General features: G+C 65.3%; 15 protein-coding genes and 1 tRNA gene. All 16 read left to right on the top strand.

Features of this window, described 5'->3' with window-relative positions; all coding sequences use genetic code 11:
• Positions 1–5: 5 nt before the first annotated feature.
• The 16 genes from BDW41_RS05365 (at position 6) to gyrA (ending at position 19,365) form a co-directional block, all read left to right on the top strand.
• Positions 6–1,514 (top strand): NADH-quinone oxidoreductase subunit M, encoded by a 1,509-nt coding sequence (locus BDW41_RS05365; protein ID WP_074550977.1) that lies wholly within the window; start codon positions 6–8, stop codon positions 1,512–1,514.
• Between the two features lie 12 nt (positions 1,515–1,526).
• A complete protein-coding gene (gene nuoN / locus BDW41_RS05360) occupies positions 1,527–2,966 on the top strand; it encodes an NADH-quinone oxidoreductase subunit NuoN (RefSeq protein WP_074550979.1) in 1,440 nt (479 codons plus the stop codon).
• A gap of 114 nt (positions 2,967–3,080) precedes the next feature.
• Positions 3,081–3,157 (top strand) — tRNA-Met (locus BDW41_RS05355).
• Between the two features lie 218 nt (positions 3,158–3,375).
• Positions 3,376–3,891, top strand: coding sequence for a ribosome maturation factor RimP (rimP, locus tag BDW41_RS05350; RefSeq protein WP_074550980.1), 516 nt, complete (start codon positions 3,376–3,378; stop codon positions 3,889–3,891).
• A gap of 48 nt (positions 3,892–3,939) precedes the next feature.
• Positions 3,940–5,445: a transcription termination factor NusA gene (gene nusA, locus BDW41_RS05345; RefSeq protein WP_074550982.1), complete on the top strand. Its 1,506-nt coding sequence runs from the start codon at positions 3,940–3,942 to the stop codon at positions 5,443–5,445.
• A 127-nt stretch (positions 5,446–5,572) separates the two neighbouring features.
• Complete coding sequence (gene infB, locus BDW41_RS05340) at positions 5,573–8,389, top strand: translation initiation factor IF-2 (protein WP_074550984.1); 2,817 nt, start codon at positions 5,573–5,575, stop codon at positions 8,387–8,389.
• 197 nt (positions 8,390–8,586) lie between these two features.
• Positions 8,587–8,982 carry a 30S ribosome-binding factor RbfA gene (gene rbfA, locus BDW41_RS05335; protein ID WP_074550986.1) on the top strand — a complete coding sequence of 132 codons (396 nt, stop codon included), beginning with the start codon at positions 8,587–8,589 and terminating at the stop codon, positions 8,980–8,982.
• A gap of 59 nt (positions 8,983–9,041) precedes the next feature.
• Complete coding sequence (truB, locus tag BDW41_RS05330) at positions 9,042–10,010, top strand: tRNA pseudouridine(55) synthase TruB (protein WP_074550988.1); 969 nt, start codon at positions 9,042–9,044, stop codon at positions 10,008–10,010.
• A 138-nt stretch (positions 10,011–10,148) separates the two neighbouring features.
• Positions 10,149–10,418: a 30S ribosomal protein S15 gene (gene rpsO / locus BDW41_RS05325; protein ID WP_074550990.1), complete on the top strand. Its 270-nt coding sequence runs from the start codon at positions 10,149–10,151 to the stop codon at positions 10,416–10,418.
• 83 nt (positions 10,419–10,501) lie between these two features.
• Complete coding sequence (gene pnp / locus BDW41_RS05320; protein ID WP_074550991.1) at positions 10,502–12,607, top strand: polyribonucleotide nucleotidyltransferase; 2,106 nt, start codon at positions 10,502–10,504, stop codon at positions 12,605–12,607.
• A 181-nt stretch (positions 12,608–12,788) separates the two neighbouring features.
• Positions 12,789–13,853, top strand: coding sequence for a poly(R)-hydroxyalkanoic acid synthase subunit PhaE (locus BDW41_RS05315; RefSeq protein WP_074550993.1), 1,065 nt, complete (start codon positions 12,789–12,791; stop codon positions 13,851–13,853).
• 9 nt (positions 13,854–13,862) lie between these two features.
• Positions 13,863–14,930 carry a class III poly(R)-hydroxyalkanoic acid synthase subunit PhaC gene (phaC, locus tag BDW41_RS05310; protein ID WP_074550995.1) on the top strand — a complete coding sequence of 356 codons (1,068 nt, stop codon included), beginning with the start codon at positions 13,863–13,865 and terminating at the stop codon, positions 14,928–14,930.
• 23 nt (positions 14,931–14,953) lie between these two features.
• Positions 14,954–15,139 (top strand): PspC domain-containing protein, encoded by a 186-nt coding sequence (locus BDW41_RS05305; RefSeq protein ID WP_074550997.1) that lies wholly within the window; start codon positions 14,954–14,956, stop codon positions 15,137–15,139.
• Between the two features lie 64 nt (positions 15,140–15,203).
• Entirely contained in the window at positions 15,204–16,217 is a 1,014-nt protein-coding gene (mtnA, locus tag BDW41_RS05300; protein WP_074550999.1) for an S-methyl-5-thioribose-1-phosphate isomerase, read from the top strand.
• On the top strand, positions 16,214–16,624 hold the full coding sequence (locus BDW41_RS05295) for a GtrA family protein (protein ID WP_074551001.1): 411 nt from the start codon (positions 16,214–16,216) through the stop codon (positions 16,622–16,624). Before mtnA ends, BDW41_RS05295 begins: the two co-directional genes overlap by 4 nt.
• Before the next feature lie 140 nt (positions 16,625–16,764).
• Positions 16,765–19,365, top strand: coding sequence for a DNA gyrase subunit A (gyrA, locus tag BDW41_RS05290; protein ID WP_074551003.1), 2,601 nt, complete (start codon positions 16,765–16,767; stop codon positions 19,363–19,365).
• Positions 19,366–19,370 lie beyond the last annotated feature (5 nt).

The following is a 19,370-nucleotide window of genomic DNA, read 5'->3' as shown; positions in this document are numbered from 1 at the left end:
GCTCCATGTTCAATCATTTGCTCAGCCTGCTGATCTGGCTCCCCATCCTGGGCGCCATCCCCGTGCTGCTCGCCGGCTCCGGTCGTCCCAATGCGGCGCGCTGGATCTCGCTGCTGGTGGCCATCGCAACGTTCGTGGCCAGCCTTGGCCTGCTGTCGCAGTTCAACGCGGCCGACAGCGCCAAGCAACTGCTCGAGAACCACGTGTGGATCGCCTCGCTCGGGGTGAACTATAGCCTTGGCGTCGACGGCATCTCCGTCGCGCTGATCCTGCTCACCACCTTCGTCGGCATCCTGGTGATCGTCGGCGCCTGGGAGGTCATTCAGACCAATCCGCACCAGTACATGGCCGCCATGCTGGTGCTCGAGGGCCTGATGATCGGCGTGTTCTGCGCCACCGACGCGTTGCTGTTCTACGTGTTCTTCGAGGCCATGCTGATCCCGATGTTCATCCTCATCGGTGTCTGGGGTGGTCCGCGTCGCGTGTACGCCACGCTGAAGTTCTTCATCTACACGTTCTTCGGCTCCATCTTCATGCTGGTGGGCCTGATCTACCTGTACCTGCAGGCGCACACCTTCGACCTGGCGACGCTGGCGAGCCTGCCGCTGTCGATGAAGGAGCAGACCTGGCTGTTCTTCGCCTTCCTCATCGCCTTCGCGGTGAAGGTGCCGATGGTGCCGGTGCACACCTGGCTGCCGGACGCCCACGTGGAAGCGCCCACCGGCGGTTCGGTGGTGCTGGCCGCAGTGATGCTGAAGATCGGCGGCTACGGTTTCCTGCGTTTCTCGCTGCCCATCACGCCGGATGCTGCCGACGCGTATGCGTGGGTGGTGATCGGCCTCAGCCTGGTGGCGGTGGTCTACATCGGCTACATCGCGCTGGTGCAGGAGGACATGAAGAAGCTGGTGGCGTACTCGTCCGTCGCCCACATGGGCTTCGTGACCCTGGGCATCTTCATCGCCTTCATGCTGGTGCGCGGCACCAACAACCTGGATGCCGCGAAGCTGGGCATGCAGGGCGCGATGGTGCAGATGATTTCGCACGGCTTCGTGTCGGGCGCGATGTTCTCGTGCATCGGCGTGATGTACGACCGACTGCACACCCGCCAGATCAAGGATTACGGTGGCGTCATCAACGTAATGCCGTGGTTCGGCTTCTTCTACGTGCTGTTCGCCATGGCCAACAGTGGCCTGCCGGGTACCAGCGGTTTCGTGGGCGAGTTCCAGGTGATCCTGGCCAGCTTCCAGGCCAATCCGTGGATCGCGTTCTTCGCCGCCTTCACCCTGATCATCGGCGCGGCCTACACGCTGTACATGGTCAAGCGCGTGCTGTGGGGCGACATCACCAACCCGCACGTGGCGGAGATGAAGGACATCAATGGCCGCGAGTGGTTCGTTCTGGGTGCCTTCGCCGCGGCCGTGCTGGCCCTGGGCGTCTGGCCGCAGCCGCTGATCCACCTGATGGACGCTTCGGTGTCGCAGCTGGTCACGCAGCTTGGCAATCACAAGATCTAAGCAGGACCGATCATGCCGAATCTCAATGACATTCTGATCCTGTTGCCGGAGTTCTATCTGGTGGCGGCGGCGTGCTTGCTGCTGTTGCTGGATGCCTTCATGAAGCCCGAGCAGCGCCCGATGCTGCACTGGCTGTCCATCGCCGTGCTGCTGGTGGCCATCTACCTGGTGGTCGCCGGCCAGCCGAGCCAGCCCGTGACCGCCTTCAGCGGCATGTTCATCCGCGACGGGGTGTCGGAGATCCTCAAGGTCTTCGCGCTGCTGAGCACGGTGCTGGTGTTCGTCTACGCCAAGCCCTACCTGCAGGACCGCAAGCTGTTCGTGGGCGAGTTCTACACGCTGACCATCTTCGCGGTGATCGGCATCATGCTGCTGGTATCGGCCGGCAACCTGATCACGGTGTACCTGGGTCTGGAACTGCTGACGCTGTCGTCGTACGCGCTGGTCGCACTGAACCGTGATTCGCGTCTGTCCTCCGAAGCGGCCATCAAGTACTTCGTGCTCGGCGCGCTGGCCTCGGGCATGCTGCTGTACGGCATGTCGATGGTGTACGGCGCCACCCAGACGCTGGACCTGGCCCACCTGCACATGGCCGCCACCCACACGAACATGCCGCACCTGCTGGTGTTCGGCCTGATCTTCATGATCGTGGGCATTGGCTTCAAGCTGGGCGCCGCGCCGTTCCACATGTGGATTCCGGACGTGTACCAGGGCTCGCCGACGGCGGTGACCATCTTCATCGGCTCCGCGCCGAAGCTGGCCGCGTTCGGCATGGCCTATCGCCTGCTGGCCTCCGGCTTGGGCGACCTGGCCAACCACTGGCAGCTCATGCTGGCCTGCCTGGCCGTGCTGTCGCTGGCCATCGGCAACATCGTCGCCCTGGTGCAGAGCAACCTGAAGCGCCTGCTGGCCTATTCGACCATCTCGCACATGGGTTACCTGCTGGTGGGCCTGGTCAACGCCGGCCCCGAGGGTTACGCCGCCGCGCTGTTCTACGCCATCAGCTACGCGCTGACCGGCGCCGCCGCCTTCGGCATCATCCTGGCCCTGGCCCGTGCCGGTTTCGAGTGCGAAGAGATCGACGATCTCAAGGGCCTGAACCAGCGCTCGCCGTGGGCTGCGTTCCTGATGATGCTGGTGATGTTCTCGCTGGCCGGCGTGCCGCCGCTGTTCGGCTTCTTCGGCAAGCTGCTGGTGTTCCAGGCCGCGATCAACGCCGGCTTCCTGTGGCTGGCCATCGTGGGCGCCGTGTTCGCCATCATCGGCCTCTACTACTACCTGCGCGTGGTCAAGGTGATGTACTTCGACAAGCCGGTCGAGGGCGCCGAAGTGCATCTGCAGAAGGACGCCTCGGTGCGCCTGGTGCTGTCGTTGAACGTGCTGGCGCTGCTGGTGCTCGGCATCGTCTGGGGCCCGCTGTTCGGCTGGTGCCGGAGCGTTTTCGTCGGTTGAAAAAGCATCGTGACGACCTCATGTCGTCACGATGTCTTGTCAGTGAATGTGAAATTATTTTCGGGAAAAGGCTTGCAAGAATTCGGCCATCTCGCTAATATTTCCGGACTCTGATGCGGGGTGGAGCAGTCTGGCAGCTCGTCGGGCTCATAACCCGAAGGTCGTAGGTTCGAATCCTACCCCCGCTACCAGATCTTTCTTAGAACAAGAAAGCCTCCTCGTGAGGCTTTTTTGTTGGGCGCAAGGAAGCGTCGCACGTATGTCACAGGTGGCTTCGATGCTGCCGGTGGGGTGCCCCGGAAGAGTCTGGATGGGTCGGGACATCGGCGAGTGCGCTCTTTTCAAGAGCAGGGAATGGGCCGCTTGAGCCCATTTTTTGTTTCTGGCGACCGGTAACGATAGGCGAATCATGGATACGCAGGCATTGGCTCAACGCTTTACGGAAGTTCTGGCCGATCTGGGGCTGGAATGCATCGGCGTGGAGTTCACCCCGTCGCAGGGGCAGAGTACCCTGCGCGTCTACCTCGACACCGAGGGCCGCGAGGTCAATCTGGACGACTGCGAAGCGGCGAGTCGCGAACTGTCGGCCATGCTGGACGTGGAAGACCCGATTCCGGGGCACTACGTGCTGGAAGTTTCCTCGCCGGGCATCGACCGCCCGCTGTTCACCGCGGCGCAGTTCGCCAAGGTGACGGGCGGGGAAGTGAAGATTCTGCTGAAGGCGCCGCTGGAAGGGCGCCGTCGCCTGCGCGGCAAGGTGGTGTCGGTGAACGGCGAGCGGATTTCGCTGGAAGCCGAAGGCAAGACCTTCGAGTTCGACCACGACGCGGTGGAAAGCGCGCGCGTGGTGCCCGACTGGGTGGCGCTCGGTTACGTGCCGCAGCCCAAGCCGGGCAAGAAGCCGGGCAAGAAGGCCACGAAGTAAATCAATCGAAACCGATGGGACGCCGGTGGCGTCTACGGAGTTGCTGCAATGAGCAAAGAACTTTTGCTGGTGGTTGACGCGGTTGCCAACGAAAAGGGCGTGCCGCGCGAAGTGATTTTCCAGGCCATGGAAGCGGCGCTCGCGTCCGCGGCCAAGAAGCGCTATCCGGACGAAGATCCGGATATCCGCGTGGTCATCGACCGTCACAGCGGCGACTACGAGACCTTCCGCCGTTGGGAAATCATCGCCGATGACGGCGAGATGGAATCGCCGTTCCACCAGATCCGTCTGATGGATGCCGTCGACGAGCGCGAAGGCGCCGAGGTCGGCGAATACATCGAGACGCAGATCGAAAACGCCGAATTCGGCCGCATCGCCGCGCAGGCCGCCAAGCAGGTGATCGTGCAGCGCGTGCGCGAAGCCGAGCGCATGCAGGTGGTGGATGCCTTCCGCGAGCGCGTGGGCGAGCTGGTCACCGGCATCGTCAAGCGCGTCGAGCGCGGCAACGTCTACCTGGACCTGGGCAGCAACGCCGAGGCTTTCATCCCGCGCGACAAGACCATTCCGCGCGAGTCGGCCCGCGTTGGCGACCGCGTCCGCGGCTACCTCTACGAAGTGCGCTCGGAAGCCCGCGGCCCGCAGCTGTTCGTGTCGCGCGCCGCGCCGGAGTTCATGATCGAGCTGTTCAAGCTCGAAGTGCCGGAAGTCGGCCAGGGCCTGGTGGAGATCAAGGGCTGCGCCCGCGACCCGGGTGACCGCGCCAAGATCGCCGTGGTCGCGCACGATTCGCGCACCGATCCCATCGGCGCCTGCATCGGCATGCGCGGTTCGCGCGTGCAGGCCGTGTCCAACGAGCTCAACGGCGAGCGCGTGGACATCATCCTGTGGCACGAGAACCAGGCCCAATACGTCATCAACGCCATGGCGCCGGCGGAAGTGCAGTCCATCATCATGGACGAAGAGAAGCACTCCATGGACATCGCCGTGGCCGAGGACAAGCTGTCCCAGGCCATCGGCCGCGGCGGCCAGAACGTGCGCCTCGCCAGCAAGCTCACCGGCTGGCAGCTCAACGTAATGACGCAGGACCAGGTCGCCGCCAAGAGCGAGGCCGAGCAGGAGGCCGCCCGCCAGCTGTTCATGGACAAGCTGGAAGTGGACCAGGAGATCGCCAGCATCCTCGTGCAGGAAGGCTTCTCCAGCGTCGAGGAAATCGCCTATGTGCCCAGCGCCGAGCTGCTGGCCGTGGAAGGCTTCGACGAAGACATCGTCGAGGAGCTCCGCGCCCGCGCCCGCGACGCGCTGCTGACCGAGGCGCTGGCAGTGGAAGAGAGCATCGACGAGCACCAGCCGTCCGAAGAGCTCCTGCACCTGCCGGGGATGGACGAGGCGACGGCGTTCGCGCTGGCCTCGCGTGAAGTTGTCTCGGTGGACGATCTGGCCGACCTCGCGGTTGACGACCTGATCGACATCGAGGGTATGGACGAGGAGCGTGCCGCAGCGCTGATCATGGCTGCGCGAGCACCGATGATCGCGCGCCTGGAGAAGGGCGGCTAACCGCGGGCGGCCGCGCCCTGGATGGGCGCGCCGAGGAAGGCCGGAAGGCCTTCCGCCACGGATGGTGGTGGCCGTGCAGGCAAGGCCGCACGGACGATAAGCGCGGGAACGGCGGAGAAAGAACACGATGTCCGGTGAAACGATCAAACAACTTGCCCAGAGCATGAAGGTGCCCGTCGACAGGCTGCTGACGCAGCTGAGTCAGGCTGGCATGTCCTTTTCGGACCCTGAGCAGATCATCAGCAGTACCGAAAAGATGAAGCTGTTGGGCTTCCTGCGTCGCAGCCATGGCAAGGACGCACCGGCCGAGGGCGAAACCGCGTCCCCGCGCCAGATCACGCTCAAGCGCAGCACGCGCGGCGAGCTGAAGCTGTCCACACCGGGTGGCCGCGGCGCCGCGGGCGGCGCCAAGACGGTCAACGTCGAAGTGCGCACCAAGCGCACCTACGTCAAGCGCAGCGTCATCGCCGAAGAAGCCGGCAGCGACGTCGAGCGCGAAGAGGCCGTGCGCAAGCTGCAGGAGTCGCAGGCCCAGCGCGATCACGAGGAAAACGAGCGCCTGGAGGCCGATCGCCGCCGCCAGGAAGAAGCCCAGCAGCGCGCGGAAGAAGTCCAGCGCCAGCGCGAGGCCGAAGAAGAACAGCGTCGCCAGCAGGCCGAGGCTGAAGCTGCTGCGCACGCCAAGGAGCAGCAGGAGCGCCAGGCTGCCGCCGAGGCCGCCGCTGCCGCTCGCCAGGAGTCCGCTCCGGCTCCGGCCGCGCCGGTCGCCGCCGAGCCTGCGGAGAAGCCGGCACCGGCCGAACCCGCTCCGGTGCAGCGAATCGATCACAGCTCGCTCGGCATGATCGTGCCGCGCATCCATGAGCCGCGTCGCCGCGAGAAGAAGGTGGTGGTGGCCGCTCCGGCCCCGGCGCCCGCACCGGCGCCTGCCCCCGCTCCGGCGGCCGCCAGCGCGCCTGGCGCCAGCAACAAGACCCGCTATGCGCGTGAGCGCGAGGAAGGCCCCGGCGGCAAGCGTTTTGCCGCAGGCGAGCTGCACCTGAGCGATGCCGATCGCGCACGCCGTTCCAGCAACAACAAGCGCGGCGGCAAGCCGGGCCGGGGCGCAGGCCGCGACATGGGCCGCTCCAGCGCGCAGGCTGCCAGCGGTCCGCATGGCTTCACCCGTCCGACGGCCGCCGTCGTGCGCGAAGTCGTGGTGGGCGACAACAATGTGGTCGCCGATCTTGCCAACAAGATGGCGGTCAAGGGTTCGGAAGTGGTCAAGGCCCTCTTCAAGATGGGCGTGATGGCCACCATCAACCAGACCATCGACCATGACACCGCCGTGCTGGTGGTGGAAGAGCTCGGCCACAAGGCCGTGGCCGCGAGCGAGAACAACGCAGAAGCCGCGCTGGCTGCCCACACGCAGAACGCGGAGCTGGAAGGCGAGAAGAAGCCGCGTCCGCCGGTGGTCACCATCATGGGCCACGTCGACCACGGCAAGACCTCCACGCTGGACTACATCCGCCGCACCAAGGTCGCCTCGGGCGAAGCCGGCGGCATCACCCAGCACATCGGTGCGTACCACGTGGAAACGCCCAAGGGCGTCATCACGTTCCTGGACACTCCGGGCCACGCTGCATTCACGTCGATGCGCGCGCGCGGTGCGCAGTCCACCGACATCGTGGTGCTGGTGGTGGCCGCCGATGACGGCGTCATGCCGCAGACGGCCGAAGCCGTGCAGCATGCGCGCGCCGCCAAGGTGCCGCTGATCGTGGCGCTCAACAAGATGGACAAGTCGGACGCCAATCCCGACCACGTCAAGCAGGGCCTCGGCAACCTGGAAGTGATTCCGGAAGAGTGGGGCGGCGACACGCCGTTCGTGCCGATTTCCGCCAAGACCGGCATGGGCATCGACGACCTGCTCGACGCCATCCTGGTCCAGGCCGAAGTGATGGAGCTGACCGCGGTCGAAGACGGCCCGGCATCCGGCGTGGTGATCGAGTCCAGCCTGGACCGCGGTCGCGGTCCGGTGGCCACCGTGCTGGTGCAGCAGGGCACGCTCAAGCGCGGCGACTTCGTCGTCTGCGGTATCGAGTATGGCCGCATGCGCGCGCTGATCGACGAGAACGGCAAGACCGTGCAGGAGGCGGGTCCGTCGATTCCGGTGCAGGTGCTGGGTCTGTCCGGCGTGCCGGAATCCGGCGACGACTTCGTGGTCGTGGCCGACGAGCGCCTGGCCCGCGAAGTGGCGGCCGAGCGTCAGCTCAAGCGCCGCGAAACGCGCATGGTCAGCAAGGCCAACCGCCTCGAGGACATCATGGCCCAGATGGGTCAGGGTGCCGAGCAGCAGACGCTCAACATCCTGGTCAAGGCCGATGTGCAGGGTTCGGTGCAGGCGCTGCGCGAGTCGCTCAGCCAGATCGGCAACGAAAACGTGAAGGTCAACGTGATCGCGGCCGGCGTCGGTGGCATCACCGAGTCCGACGCCACCCTGGCCGCCGCCTCCAAGGCGCTGGTCATCGGCTTCAACGTTCGTGCCGATGCCTCGGCGCGCAAGGTGATCGATACCTCGGGCCTGGATGTTCGTTACTTCTCGATCATCTATGACGTGATCGACCAGGTGAAGCAGGCGGCTTCGGGCCTGCTGGGCAAGGAAGTGCGCGAAGAGATCATCGGCGTGGCGCAGGTCCGCGAAGTCTTCCGCAGCTCCAAGTTCGGCGCGGTGGCCGGTTGCATGGTCATCGAAGGCACGGTCAAGCGCAGCAAGCCGATCCGCGTGCTCCGCGACAACACTGTGGTGTTCCAGGGCGAACTGGAATCGCTGCGTCGCTTCAAGGACCTGGTCGACGAAGTGCGCAACGGCATGGAATGCGGTATCGCCGTGAAGCAGTACAACGACGTCAAGGTCGGCGACCAGATCGAGTGCTTCGAGCGTATCGAGGTGGCCCGCACGCTGTAATGGTGACCGGCCCGTGGATCGGGCCGTCACTCCAGCGGTGGTTTTATCGGCGGGCGGTGTGGATACCCACATCGCTCGCTTTGTTTTCGGGACCAGCCACGCCGGTCGGCTGGATTCTCATTGAAAAGTGCGTCCATGGATGGACGCTTTTTGACTCTCGCGTTCAGGGACGAACGCCGCATCCTGAGGAGAGCGTCATGCCTTCACGCGATTTCAAGCGTACCGACCGCGTCGGCGCCGAGCTGCGCCGCGAACTGGGCCTCTTGGTCCATGCCGCCGTGCGCGATCACGGCCTGCCGTCGGTGAGCGTGTCCGATGTGGAGGTGACCCGCGACCTGGACTGGGCCACGGTATGGGTGACGGCGCTGCAGCCGGAGCGCTCGGCCGAGGCCGTGAAGGCGCTCAAGGAGCTGGCGGTGGAGTTCCGCCGCGAACTGTCGCGCTCCATGCGCCTGCGCCGCGTGCCGGAGCTGCGCTTCAAGTACGATGACTCGGTCGACAAGGGCGAGCGCATCGAAACGCTGCTCCGCCAGGACAGCGCGCGTAGCCCTGCGCCATCCAGCGACGCGGATGAAGACGGCGCCGACGACTGAGGCGATCGCAAGGAGAAGGCCGCCGTTGCCCAGGCAGGGCAGCGGGCCTGCATGACCTCATGAGCAAGAAGAAAAGCCGTATCCGTTTTCGCGACCTGCACGGCATCGTATTGCTGGACAAGCCGCTGGGGCTGAGCTCCAACGCCGCCTTGCAGGTGGTTCGCAAAGGTATTTTCAGGGCGGAGAAGGGCGGCCACACCGGAGCGCTCGATCCGCTGGCCACCGGCTTGCTGCCGCTGTGTTTTGGCGAGGCGACCAAGCTGGCAGGCATGCTGCTGGGCTCCCGCAAGGCCTATCTGGCCGAATGCAGGCTGGGCGCCACCACCAGCACGGCCGACCTGGAAGGCGAGATCGTGCTGGAGCGCCCGGTGCCGGTGCTCTCCGATGCCGCCATCGAGGCCGCGCTCGCCAGGCTGCGCGGACGCATCACCCAGGTGCCTCCCGCCTATTCGGCCATCAAGCAGGATGGCGAGCCGCTTTACCTCAAGGCGCGGCGCGGAGAGGCGGTGGACGTGCCCGCGCGCGAGGTCGAGGTGTATCGGCTCGACCTGCTCTCCCGCACGGACGACCGCCTGACCCTGTACGTGGAGTGCGGCTCAGGCACCTACGTGCGCAGCCTGGCCGTGGACCTGGGCGAGGACCTGGGGTGCGGCGCCCATCTGACGGCCTTGCGCCGCCTGTGGGTGGAACCGTTCAGGGAGCCGGCCATGGTGACGGTCGAACAGCTGGAAGCCGCGGCGGCGCAGGGCGACGAGGCCCTGCTGGCGCTTTTGCTGCCCGTGTCGGCGGGCTTGGCCGGGCTGCCGGTGCTGCGGCTGGACGCGGCGCAGAGCCTGGCGGTCTCACAGGGCCAGCAGATTCCCATCGACCCCGCCCTGAACGGGCAGGTGGCCGTGTTCGCGGATGACGGCCGCCTGCAGATTCTGGGCGAGGCCGTCGGCGGGAAACTGCATATCGTGCGGGGGTTCAACCTGCCGCCGGCCACCACGGGGCCGAAAAATGGCCCCGAGCATGCCAGCGGACCATGACGGTCTTGTTGTCATACGGCTCTGGTCGCTACAATACGGAGCTTGTTCCAGACTTTTCATTCATCTAGGCGAAGCTTGCGCAACGTCATCGCGTGACGTTGCGCAAGCTTCGCACCCGTTTTTTTAGGAAGAGATCACATGTCCCTTACCGCAGAACAGACCGGCAAGATCATCGCTGACTTCGGCCGCGTGCCGAACGACACCGGTTCGCCGGAAGTCCAGGTCGCCCTGCTGTCCGCCCGCATCGACCACCTCACCGACCACTTCAAGTCGCACAAGCAGGATCACCATTCCCGTCGCGGCCTGCTGAAGCTGGTCAACCAGCGCAAGCGCCTGCTTGCCTACCTGAAGGATCGTGACCTGGCCCGTTACCAGGGCCTCATCGAGCGCCTCGGCCTCCGTCGCTAAGCATTGATGTTTGCGTTCATCCGTGAACGCGAAAGTCAAAAAGCGGCCATCCATGGCCGCACTTTCACATTCAGGAAAAGACAGTGGCGAAAGTAACCAAGTCATTCCAGTTCGGTAATCACGAAGTCACACTGGAGACGGGCGAAATCGCCCGCCAGGCTTCCGGTGCCGTCATGGTCAGCATGGGCGGCACGGTGGTGCTGGTCACCGTGGTGGCCGCTGCCAAGGCGAAGGAAGGTCAGGACTTCTTCCCGCTTACGGTCGACTATGTCGAGAAGTTCTACTCCGCCGGCCGCATCCCGGGCGGTTTCTTCAAGCGCGAAGGCCGCCCGACCGAGAAGGAGACGCTCACCTCGCGTCTGATCGATCGTCCGGTGCGTCCGCTGTTCCCGGAAGAGTTCAAGAACGAAGTGCAGGTCATCGCGCAGGTCGTCTCGCTGAACCCGGAAATCGACGGTGACATCCCGGCCATGCTGGGCGCCTCCGCCGCGCTGAGCCTCGCCGGCATCCCGTTCAAGGGCCCGATCGGCGCCGCCCGCGTCGGTTACGCCAACGGCAAGTACCTGCTCAACCCGACCGCCACCGAGCTGAAGACCTCGGAGCTGGACCTGGTCGTCGCCGGCACGGCCAACGCCGTGCTGATGGTGGAGTCCGAAGCCAAGCTGCTGTCCGAGGAAGTGATGCTCGGCGCCGTGGTGTTCGGCCACCAGCAGATGCAGACCGCCATCCGCGCCATCGCCGAGCTGGCCACCCAGGCCGCCCGTCCGTCCATGGCCTGGCAGGCGCCGGCCCGCAACGAGTCGCTCGTCGCCGCCCTGAAGGGCGCCGTGGGCGACCAGCTCGAGACCGCCTTCCAGGTGCGCGACAAGCTGCAGCGCCGTGACGCCATCGCCGCCATCAAGGCCGACGTGCTGGCCTCGCTGGCCGCCGACGCCGAAGCCAAGGGCTGGGACAAGGCCGAACTCGCGAAGGAATTCGCCGAGCTCGAGTACCGCACCATGCGCGACGGCGTGCTGAAGACCAAGGTCCGCATCGACGGCCGCAACCTGGACGACATCCGCCCGATCACCGTCCGCGTCGGCGTACTGCCGCGCACCCACGGTTCGGCGCTGTTCACCCGCGGCGAAACCCAGGCGCTGGTCGTGACCACGCTGGGCACCACCCGCGATGCGCAGATCATCGACGCGCCGGAAGGCGAGTCGAAGGACGCCTTCCTGTTCCACTACAACTTCCCGCCGTTCTCGGTGGGCGAGGCTGGCCGCTTCGGCGCGCCGAAGCGTCGCGAAATCGGCCATGGCCGTCTCGCCAAGCGCGGCGTGCAGGCCGTCAAGCCGACCATCGAAGAGTTCCCGTACGTGGTGCGCGTGGTCTCGGAAATCACCGAGTCCAACGGTTCCTCGTCGATGGCTTCGGTGTGCGGTTCGTCGCTCGCCATGATGGACGCCGGCATCCCGCTGAAGGCGCCGGTGGCCGGTATCGCCATGGGCCTGGTGAAGGAAGGCGACGACTTCGTCGTGCTGTCCGACATCCTGGGTGACGAAGACCACCTCGGCGACATGGACTTCAAGGTGGCCGGTAGCGCCGATGGCATCTCCGCGCTGCAGATGGACATCAAGATCGACGGCATCACCGAAGAGATCATGAAGGTGGCGCTGGAACAGGCCAAGCGTGGCCGCCTGCACATCCTCGGCGAAATGGCCAAGGTGATCAGCACCGCGCGCACCGAGATGAGCGAGTACGCCCCGCGCCTGCTCACCATCAAGATCCACCCGGACAAGATCCGCGAAGTGATCGGCAAGGGCGGCGCCACCATCCGCTCGATCACCGAAGAGACCGGCACCACCATCGACATCAGCGACGACGGCACGGTCGTGATCGCCTCGGTCAACCGCCTGGCGGCTGACGAAGCGAAGAAGCGCATCGAGCAGATCGTCTCCGACGTCGAGCCGGGCCGCATCTACGAGGGCAAGGTCGCCAAGCTGATGGACTTCGGCGCGTTCGTGACCATCATGCCGGGCAAGGACGGCCTGGTGCACGTCTCGCAGATTTCCAGCGAGCGCGTGGAGAAGGTCTCCGACAAGCTGAAGGAAGGCGACATCGTCAAGGTCAAGGTGCTGGAAGTGGACAAGCAGGGCCGTATCCGCCTGTCCATGAAGGCCGTGGCCGAGGACGAAGGCGCCAGCGCCTGAGTCGTCTAACCGCGACGTACTGACAAAAGCCCGGCGAAAGCTGGGCTTTTGTTTTTGCGCATGAGCGGCAGCTGATGCTGCGTTGCAATACGACGCTTTGTTCGTGGCGGACTAATACGCTTTTTGCGTCTCCCGCAAGATGCTTTTGCTACGATGCCCGGAGTATGAAGAGGACGCGGGCATGGCTGAGCAGGCGAATGATTTTCTGAAGGAATACCAGGCGATGGCGCAGCAATCATGGGATGCCTGGACCCGTTACCTGCAACAGCATGGCACCGCGTCGGGCCCCTTCGGGGGCAGCGCCTCTTCGTTCGGTTCGTCGGCCACCGGCGATGACCTGATGGCGCGCAGCATGGCGGCCCTCAAGGGCTACAGCGAGTGGCTGCAGGGCGCCGCGAGCAGCGGCCTGGGACAGGGGCCGGCCGACTGGCAGCAGTCGCTGCAGAACCTGTTCTCCTCGCTGGGCGGACAGCCTTTCGCCCAGGCCTTCGCGAGCATCGACAGCGAGGCCGCAAAAAGTTTCGGGCAGCTGTGGCAGTCCTGGTTCCAGGCCTATGCGACGGGTGCGCCGGGCGCGAAGTTCGATGTCGAGCACTTCGCCGCCTTCGGTTACACGCGGGAACGCCAGCGCCTGCAGCAGGCGCTCGCCGCCGCCATGCAGAGCTATACGGAGTGGGCCGGCAAATACCAGTCGCTCATCCAGCGCGCCAACACCGAGGGCTTCGAGCGCTTGCAGGCCAAGCTCGCCGAGCTGACTGACTCGTCCAGGCAGATCGAATCGCTGAAGGCGCTTTACGACCTGTGGGTGGATGCGGCGGAAGAGGCCTACGGGCAAATCGCCCTGTCGGAAGAATTCCGCCACGCCTACGGCGAAATGGTGAATGCCCAGGGCCGTGTGCGCCAGTTGCAACAGCAGCAGTTGGACGCGCTGTGCCGGGACATGGGCCTGCCCACGCGCAGCGAAGTCACCGCGCTGGGCAAGCGCGTGCACGAACTGCGTCGCGAGGTGCGTGAGCAGGGCGGCGCGCAGGACAACGATGAAGTCGCCGCCTTGCGCGCGGAAGTGGCGGCGCTCAAGCGCCAGCTCGCCGGCAAGCCGGAGACGGCCAAACCCGTCGAAAAGAAGCCGCCCGCCCGGGGCGGCAAGCGCGCGGCCGGCGAGGCCATCGACATCGGTCGCACCAAGAAGGCGGCCTCCGCGGTCGCCGCACGCAAGTCCGTCGCGCGCGGCGTCAAGCGCAAGTAAGGAGTTCTCATGTATCCACCGCTTCGTCTCGATCCCGCCGCGCTGATGGGCGAGATCTCCGCTTTCCAGCGCAAGCTGACGGCGGGCATGGACAACCTCAAGCACCAGCTCGAACCGGAGTATGCGAATACGCCGCGCGAGCTGGTGTATCGCGAGGACAAGCTCTCGGTCTGGCGCATGAAGGGGCAGGGCAAGCCGACGGCGAAAACGCCGACGCTGATCGTCTATGCACTAGTCAACACCGTGTGGATGACGGACCTGCAGGAAGACCGCTCCATGGTGCGCAACCTGCTCGAGCAGGGCGAGGACATCTTTCTGCTCGACTGGGGTTATCCCGACGCCGCCGATCGCTGGCTCACGCTGGACGATTACATCAACGGTTACCTCGACCGTTGCGTGGATGCCGTGCGCAAGGCGGCCGGCGTCGATGCGGTGAACCTGCTGGGCATCTGCCAGGGCGGCACGTTCTCGCTCTGCTATACGGCCACCCATGGCGAGAAGGTCAGGAACCTCATCACCATGGTGACGCCGGTGGATTTCCAGACGCCGGACAACATGCTGTCGAGCTGGTCGCAGCAGATGAATGTCGACCTGTTCGTCGACACCATGGGCAATATTCCCGCCGAGCTGCTCAACTGGGTCTACCTCACGCTCAAGCCGGTTCGCCTGAACCAGCAGAAGTACGTGGGCCTGGTCGATATCCTCGACAACCCGAAGGAACTGCAGAACTTCCTGCGCATGGAGCGCTGGATCTTCGACTCGCCCGACCAGGCGGGCGAAGCCTTCCGCGAGTTCATCAAGGAGTTCTACCAGCAGAACAAGCTGATCAAGGGCGAGCTGATCATCGGCGGCAAGCCGGTGGACCTGGGCATGATCACGCACCCGGTGCTGAACATCTTCGCCGAGCAGGATCACCTGGTTCCGCCCGATGCGTCGCGCGCGCTGGGGCGCCATGTCGGCACCACCGATTACACGCAGCTGGCCTTCAAGGGCGGGCACATCGGCATCTACGTGTCGAGCCGCGCCCAGCGCGAAGTGCCGCCGGCTATCCATCAGTGGCTCAGTACGAGAGACTGAGCCACCCACAGCAGGGCAGGGACATGGAAAAACGTCTGCATCGGTCGCTCACGGACAGGAAGATCGCCGGCGTCTGCGGCGGTGTCGCCGAATACCTTGGATGGGATCCCACCCTGGTGCGCCTGCTGTGGGTCATCCTTACCCTGCTGGGCGGTTCGGGCGTGCTGATCTACATCGTGCTGTGGATCGTGATGCCCGAAGGCGCCTGACCTTTCCGGCGCGCGTGGCTTCACGCCGCCGATTCCGTTTTCAACGCATACCAAAGTTGTTCCTATGGATTACGACCGTTACGACCGCATCCGTGCCGTACAGTGGCAGGGCGACCACCTCCGCCTGCTCGACCAGCGCCTGCTGCCGCAGGAAGAGCGCTGGATCGACTGCGCCAACGCCGCGCAGGTGACGCAGGCCATCAAGGATCTCGCCGTCCGCGGCGCGCCGGCCATCGGCATCGCCGCCGCCTGGGGCGTGGTGCTGGCCGCGAAGCAGGGCGAGGCGCTGGAACCGGCACTGGCCATGCTGCGCGCCGCGCGTCCTACGGCGGTCAACCTGATGTGGGCGCTGGACCGCATGAAGGCGCGTATCGCCGCCGGCGCCGACGCCGCGGCGCTCGAGCGCGAAGCGCAGGCGATCCAGGACGAGGACCTTGCCGCCAATCGCCATATGGGCGAATTGGGCGCCTCGCTCATCGCCCCACATTCGGGCGTGCTGACCCACTGCAACACCGGCTCGCTGGCGACGTCCGGCTTCGGCACGGCGCTGGGCGTGATTCGCGCGGGCGTGGCCGGCGGCCGCATCGAGCGCGTGTATGCCGGCGAGACGCGTCCGTGGCAGCAGGGTGCGCGCCTGACCATGTGGGAGCTGGTGCGCGACGGCATTCCCGCCAAGCTCATCGCCGACTCGGCCGCCTCGCACCTCATGCGTTCGGGCGAGGTGCAGTGGGTGATCGTCGGTGCGGATCGCATCGCGGCCAACGGCGACACTGCCAACAAGATCGGCACCTATCAGCTCGCCATCGCGGCGCGCCACCACGGCGTGAAGTTCATGGTGGTGGCGCCGTCGTCCACCGTCGACATGGCGACGGCCTCGGGCGCGGACATCGAGATCGAGCTGCGCGATGCGGCCGAACTGTTGGCCGTGGCCGGCCGCCGTACCGTGGTGGAAGGCGCGGAAGCGTGGAATCCCGTGTTCGACGTGACGCCGGCCGAGCTGATCGACGCCATCGTCACCGAGCGCGGCATCATCGAGCATCCGACCACGCAGGCCATGCAAGCCCTGTTTGGTTCATGAAGCTTTCGAAGCAATTCTTTCTTTTCATGATCGGTGGCGTCATCGGCTTCGTGGTCGATGCCGGCATTGCGCAGGCGCTGGTCACCTGGGGCGGCTGGAGTGCGTACTACTCGCGCCTCCTTTCCATTCCGGTGGCCGCCACCGCCACGTGGCTGTGGAACCGCCGGCAGACCTTCGCCAGCCATGAAAGTGGGCGCAGCCTGTTCTCCGAATGGCTGCACTGGATGGCGCTGATGGGCGTGGGCGCCCTGGTCAACTACGGCACCTACGCCGTGCTGTTGATGGTGTTTCCGCTGCTGCATCGCTGGCCGGCCATCGCCACCGCCGGGGGTTCTCTCGTCGCCGCGGTGTTCAATTTTTCGACAGCCCGCCTGATGCTTTTCAAGGGCGCCAAAACGTCCGCATAACCCATTGATTGATATGGTGAAAATACTGTGAATCCCACGCTGGACGTGGTACACTTCACAGGTTGTCTCCAGGCTGCCCGCGCCTACGTTCCAGGGGGAGCGCGCAGGGGCCGTTTTTCTTAGATCAGGGAAGCCGATTGATGGCAGAACTCGCCAAAGAAGTCATTCGCGTCAACATCGAAGACGAGATGCGCCAGAGCTACCTCGATTACGCCATGAGCGTGATCGTGGGACGCGCCCTTCCGGATGTCCGCGATGGCTTGAAGCCCGTGCATCGCCGCGTTCTGTTCGCCATGAACGAACTGGGCAATGCATGGAACAAGCCCTACAAGAAATCGGCCCGCGTGGTCGGTGACGTCATCGGTAAATACCACCCGCACGGCGATTCCTCGGTCTATGACGCCATCGTGCGCATGGCCCAGCCGTTCTCGCTGCGTTACATGCTGGTCGATGGCCAGGGCAACTTCGGTTCGGTCGACGGCGACAACGCCGCGGCCATGCGTTACACCGAGGTGCGCATGTCGCGCCTCACGCACGAGCTGCTGGCCGACATCGACAAGGAAACCGTCGACTTCGGCCCCAACTACGACGAAAGCGAACACGAGCCGCTGGTGCTGCCGACCCGCGTGCCGGCCCTGCTGATCAACGGCTCGGCGGGCATCGCGGTGGGCATGGCGACCAACGTGCCGCCGCACAACCTCAACGAGGTCATCGCCGCGACCATCGCGCTGATCGACGATCCCTCGCTGTCGATCGACGACCTGATGCGCCACATCCCCGGTCCGGATTTCCCGACCGCGGGCATCATCAACGGTTCGTCCGGCATCATCGAGGCGTATCGCACGGGCCGCGGCCGCATCCTGGTGCGCGCGCGCACCGAGATCGAAACCGAGTCCAACGGCCGCGAGACGATCATCGTCCACGAGCTGCCGTACCAGGTGAACAAGGCTCGCCTGATCGAGAAGATCGCCGAGCTGGTCAAGGAAAAGAAGCTCGAGGGCATCAGCGAGCTGCGCGACGAGTCCGACAAGGACGGCATGCGCATGGTCATCGAGATCCGTCGCGACGCGATGGCCGACGTGGTGCTCAACAACCTGTTCCAGCAGACCCAGCTGCAGGTGACCTTCGGCATCAACATGGTCGCCCTGCTGGACGGCCAGCCGCGCCTGTTGAACCTCAAGGAAATCCTCGAGGCCTTCATCCGTCACCGCCGCGAAGTGGTGACGCGCCGTACCATCTTCGAACTGCGCAAGGCACGCGCCCGCGCGCACATCCTGGAGGGCCTCACGGTCGCGCTCGCCAACATCGACGAGATGATCGAGCTGATCCGCACCTCGGCCTCGCCGCAGGAAGCGCGCGAGCGCATGCTGGCGCGCAAGTGGCAGCCGGGCATGGTGTCCGCGCTGCTGGAAGCGACCGGTGCCGAAGCCTCGCGTCCGGAAGACATGGATCCGCGCGACGGCCTCAAGGCCGACGGCTACCAGCTCTCCGAGGTGCAGGCGCAGGAAATCCTCGCGATGCGCCTGCATCGCCTCACCGGCCTGGAGCAGGAGAAGCTGTCGGAGGAGTACCGCCAGGTGCTCGACACCATCCGCGGCCTGATCCAGATCCTGGAAGATCCCGCGCGCCTGCTCTCCGTGATCCGTGGCGAGCTGGAGGCGGTAAAGGAAGAATTCGGCGACGAGCGTCGCACCGAAATCCAGCACTCGCAGGAAGACCTCAACGTCCTCGACCTGATCGCGCCGGAAGACGTGGTGGTCACGCTGTCGCACACCGGTTACGTGAAGCGCCAGCCGGCCAGCACGTATCGCGCGCAACGCCGCGGCGGCAAGGGCCGCTCGGCTTCGGCGTTGAAGGACGAGGATTTCGTCGAGCAGCTGTGGGTGGTGAACACGCACGACACGCTGCTCACTTTCACCAGCACCGGCCGCGTGTACTGGCTCAACGTGTACCAGATGCCGGAGTCGGGCCCCAACTCGCGCGGCAAGCCGATGGTCAACCTGTTGCCGCTGGGCGAGGGCGAGAAGGTGCAGGCGGTGCTGCCGGTGCGCGAGTACACCGAAGACAAGTTCGTGTTCTTCGCCACCAAGCAGGGCACGGTGAAGAAGACGCCGCTGACCGAATTCGCCTTCCAATTGCAGAAGGGCAAGATCGCCATCAACCTCGACGAGGGCGATGCACTGGTCAACGTGGCGCTGACCGATGGCAACAGCGACGTGCTGCTGTTCGCCTCCAACGGCAAGACGGTGCGCTTCGACGAATCCGAAGTCCGCTCGATGGGCCGTACCGCCACCGGCGTGCGCGGCATGAAGCTCGCCGACGATGCGGAAGTGGTCTCGCTGATCGTGGCGGCCGAGGGCGACATCCTCACCGCGACGGAGCGTGGCTATGGCAAGCGCACCCAGCTTGACGAGTTCCCGAAGAAGGGGCGCGGCACGCAGGGCGTCATCGGCATCCAGTGTTCCGAGCGTAATGGTGCGCTGGTCGCCGCGACGCAGGTCACCGAAGCCCACGAGATGATGCTCATCTCCGACCAGGGCACGCTGGTGCGCACGCGCGTGGCGGAAGTTTCGCAGCTGGGCCGCAACACGCAGGGTGTGACGCTGATCCGCCTGCCGGCCGACGAGAAGCTGGTGAGCGTGGTGCGCCTGGATGCCGAAGCCGAGAACGGCGAAGGCGAGGGCGAAGGTGAAGAGGGGCCGATCGATGCGGCGCCGGAAACACCCGCCGACGGCGAGTGATCACC

It is taken from the genome of Dyella sp. AtDHG13, assembly GCF_003201105.1.
GTDB lineage: Bacteria > Pseudomonadota > Gammaproteobacteria > Xanthomonadales > Rhodanobacteraceae > Dyella > Dyella jiangningensis_B.
The sequence above is the reverse complement of the archived record's forward strand: the minus strand, read 5'-3'. Positions and strand labels throughout refer to the sequence as shown.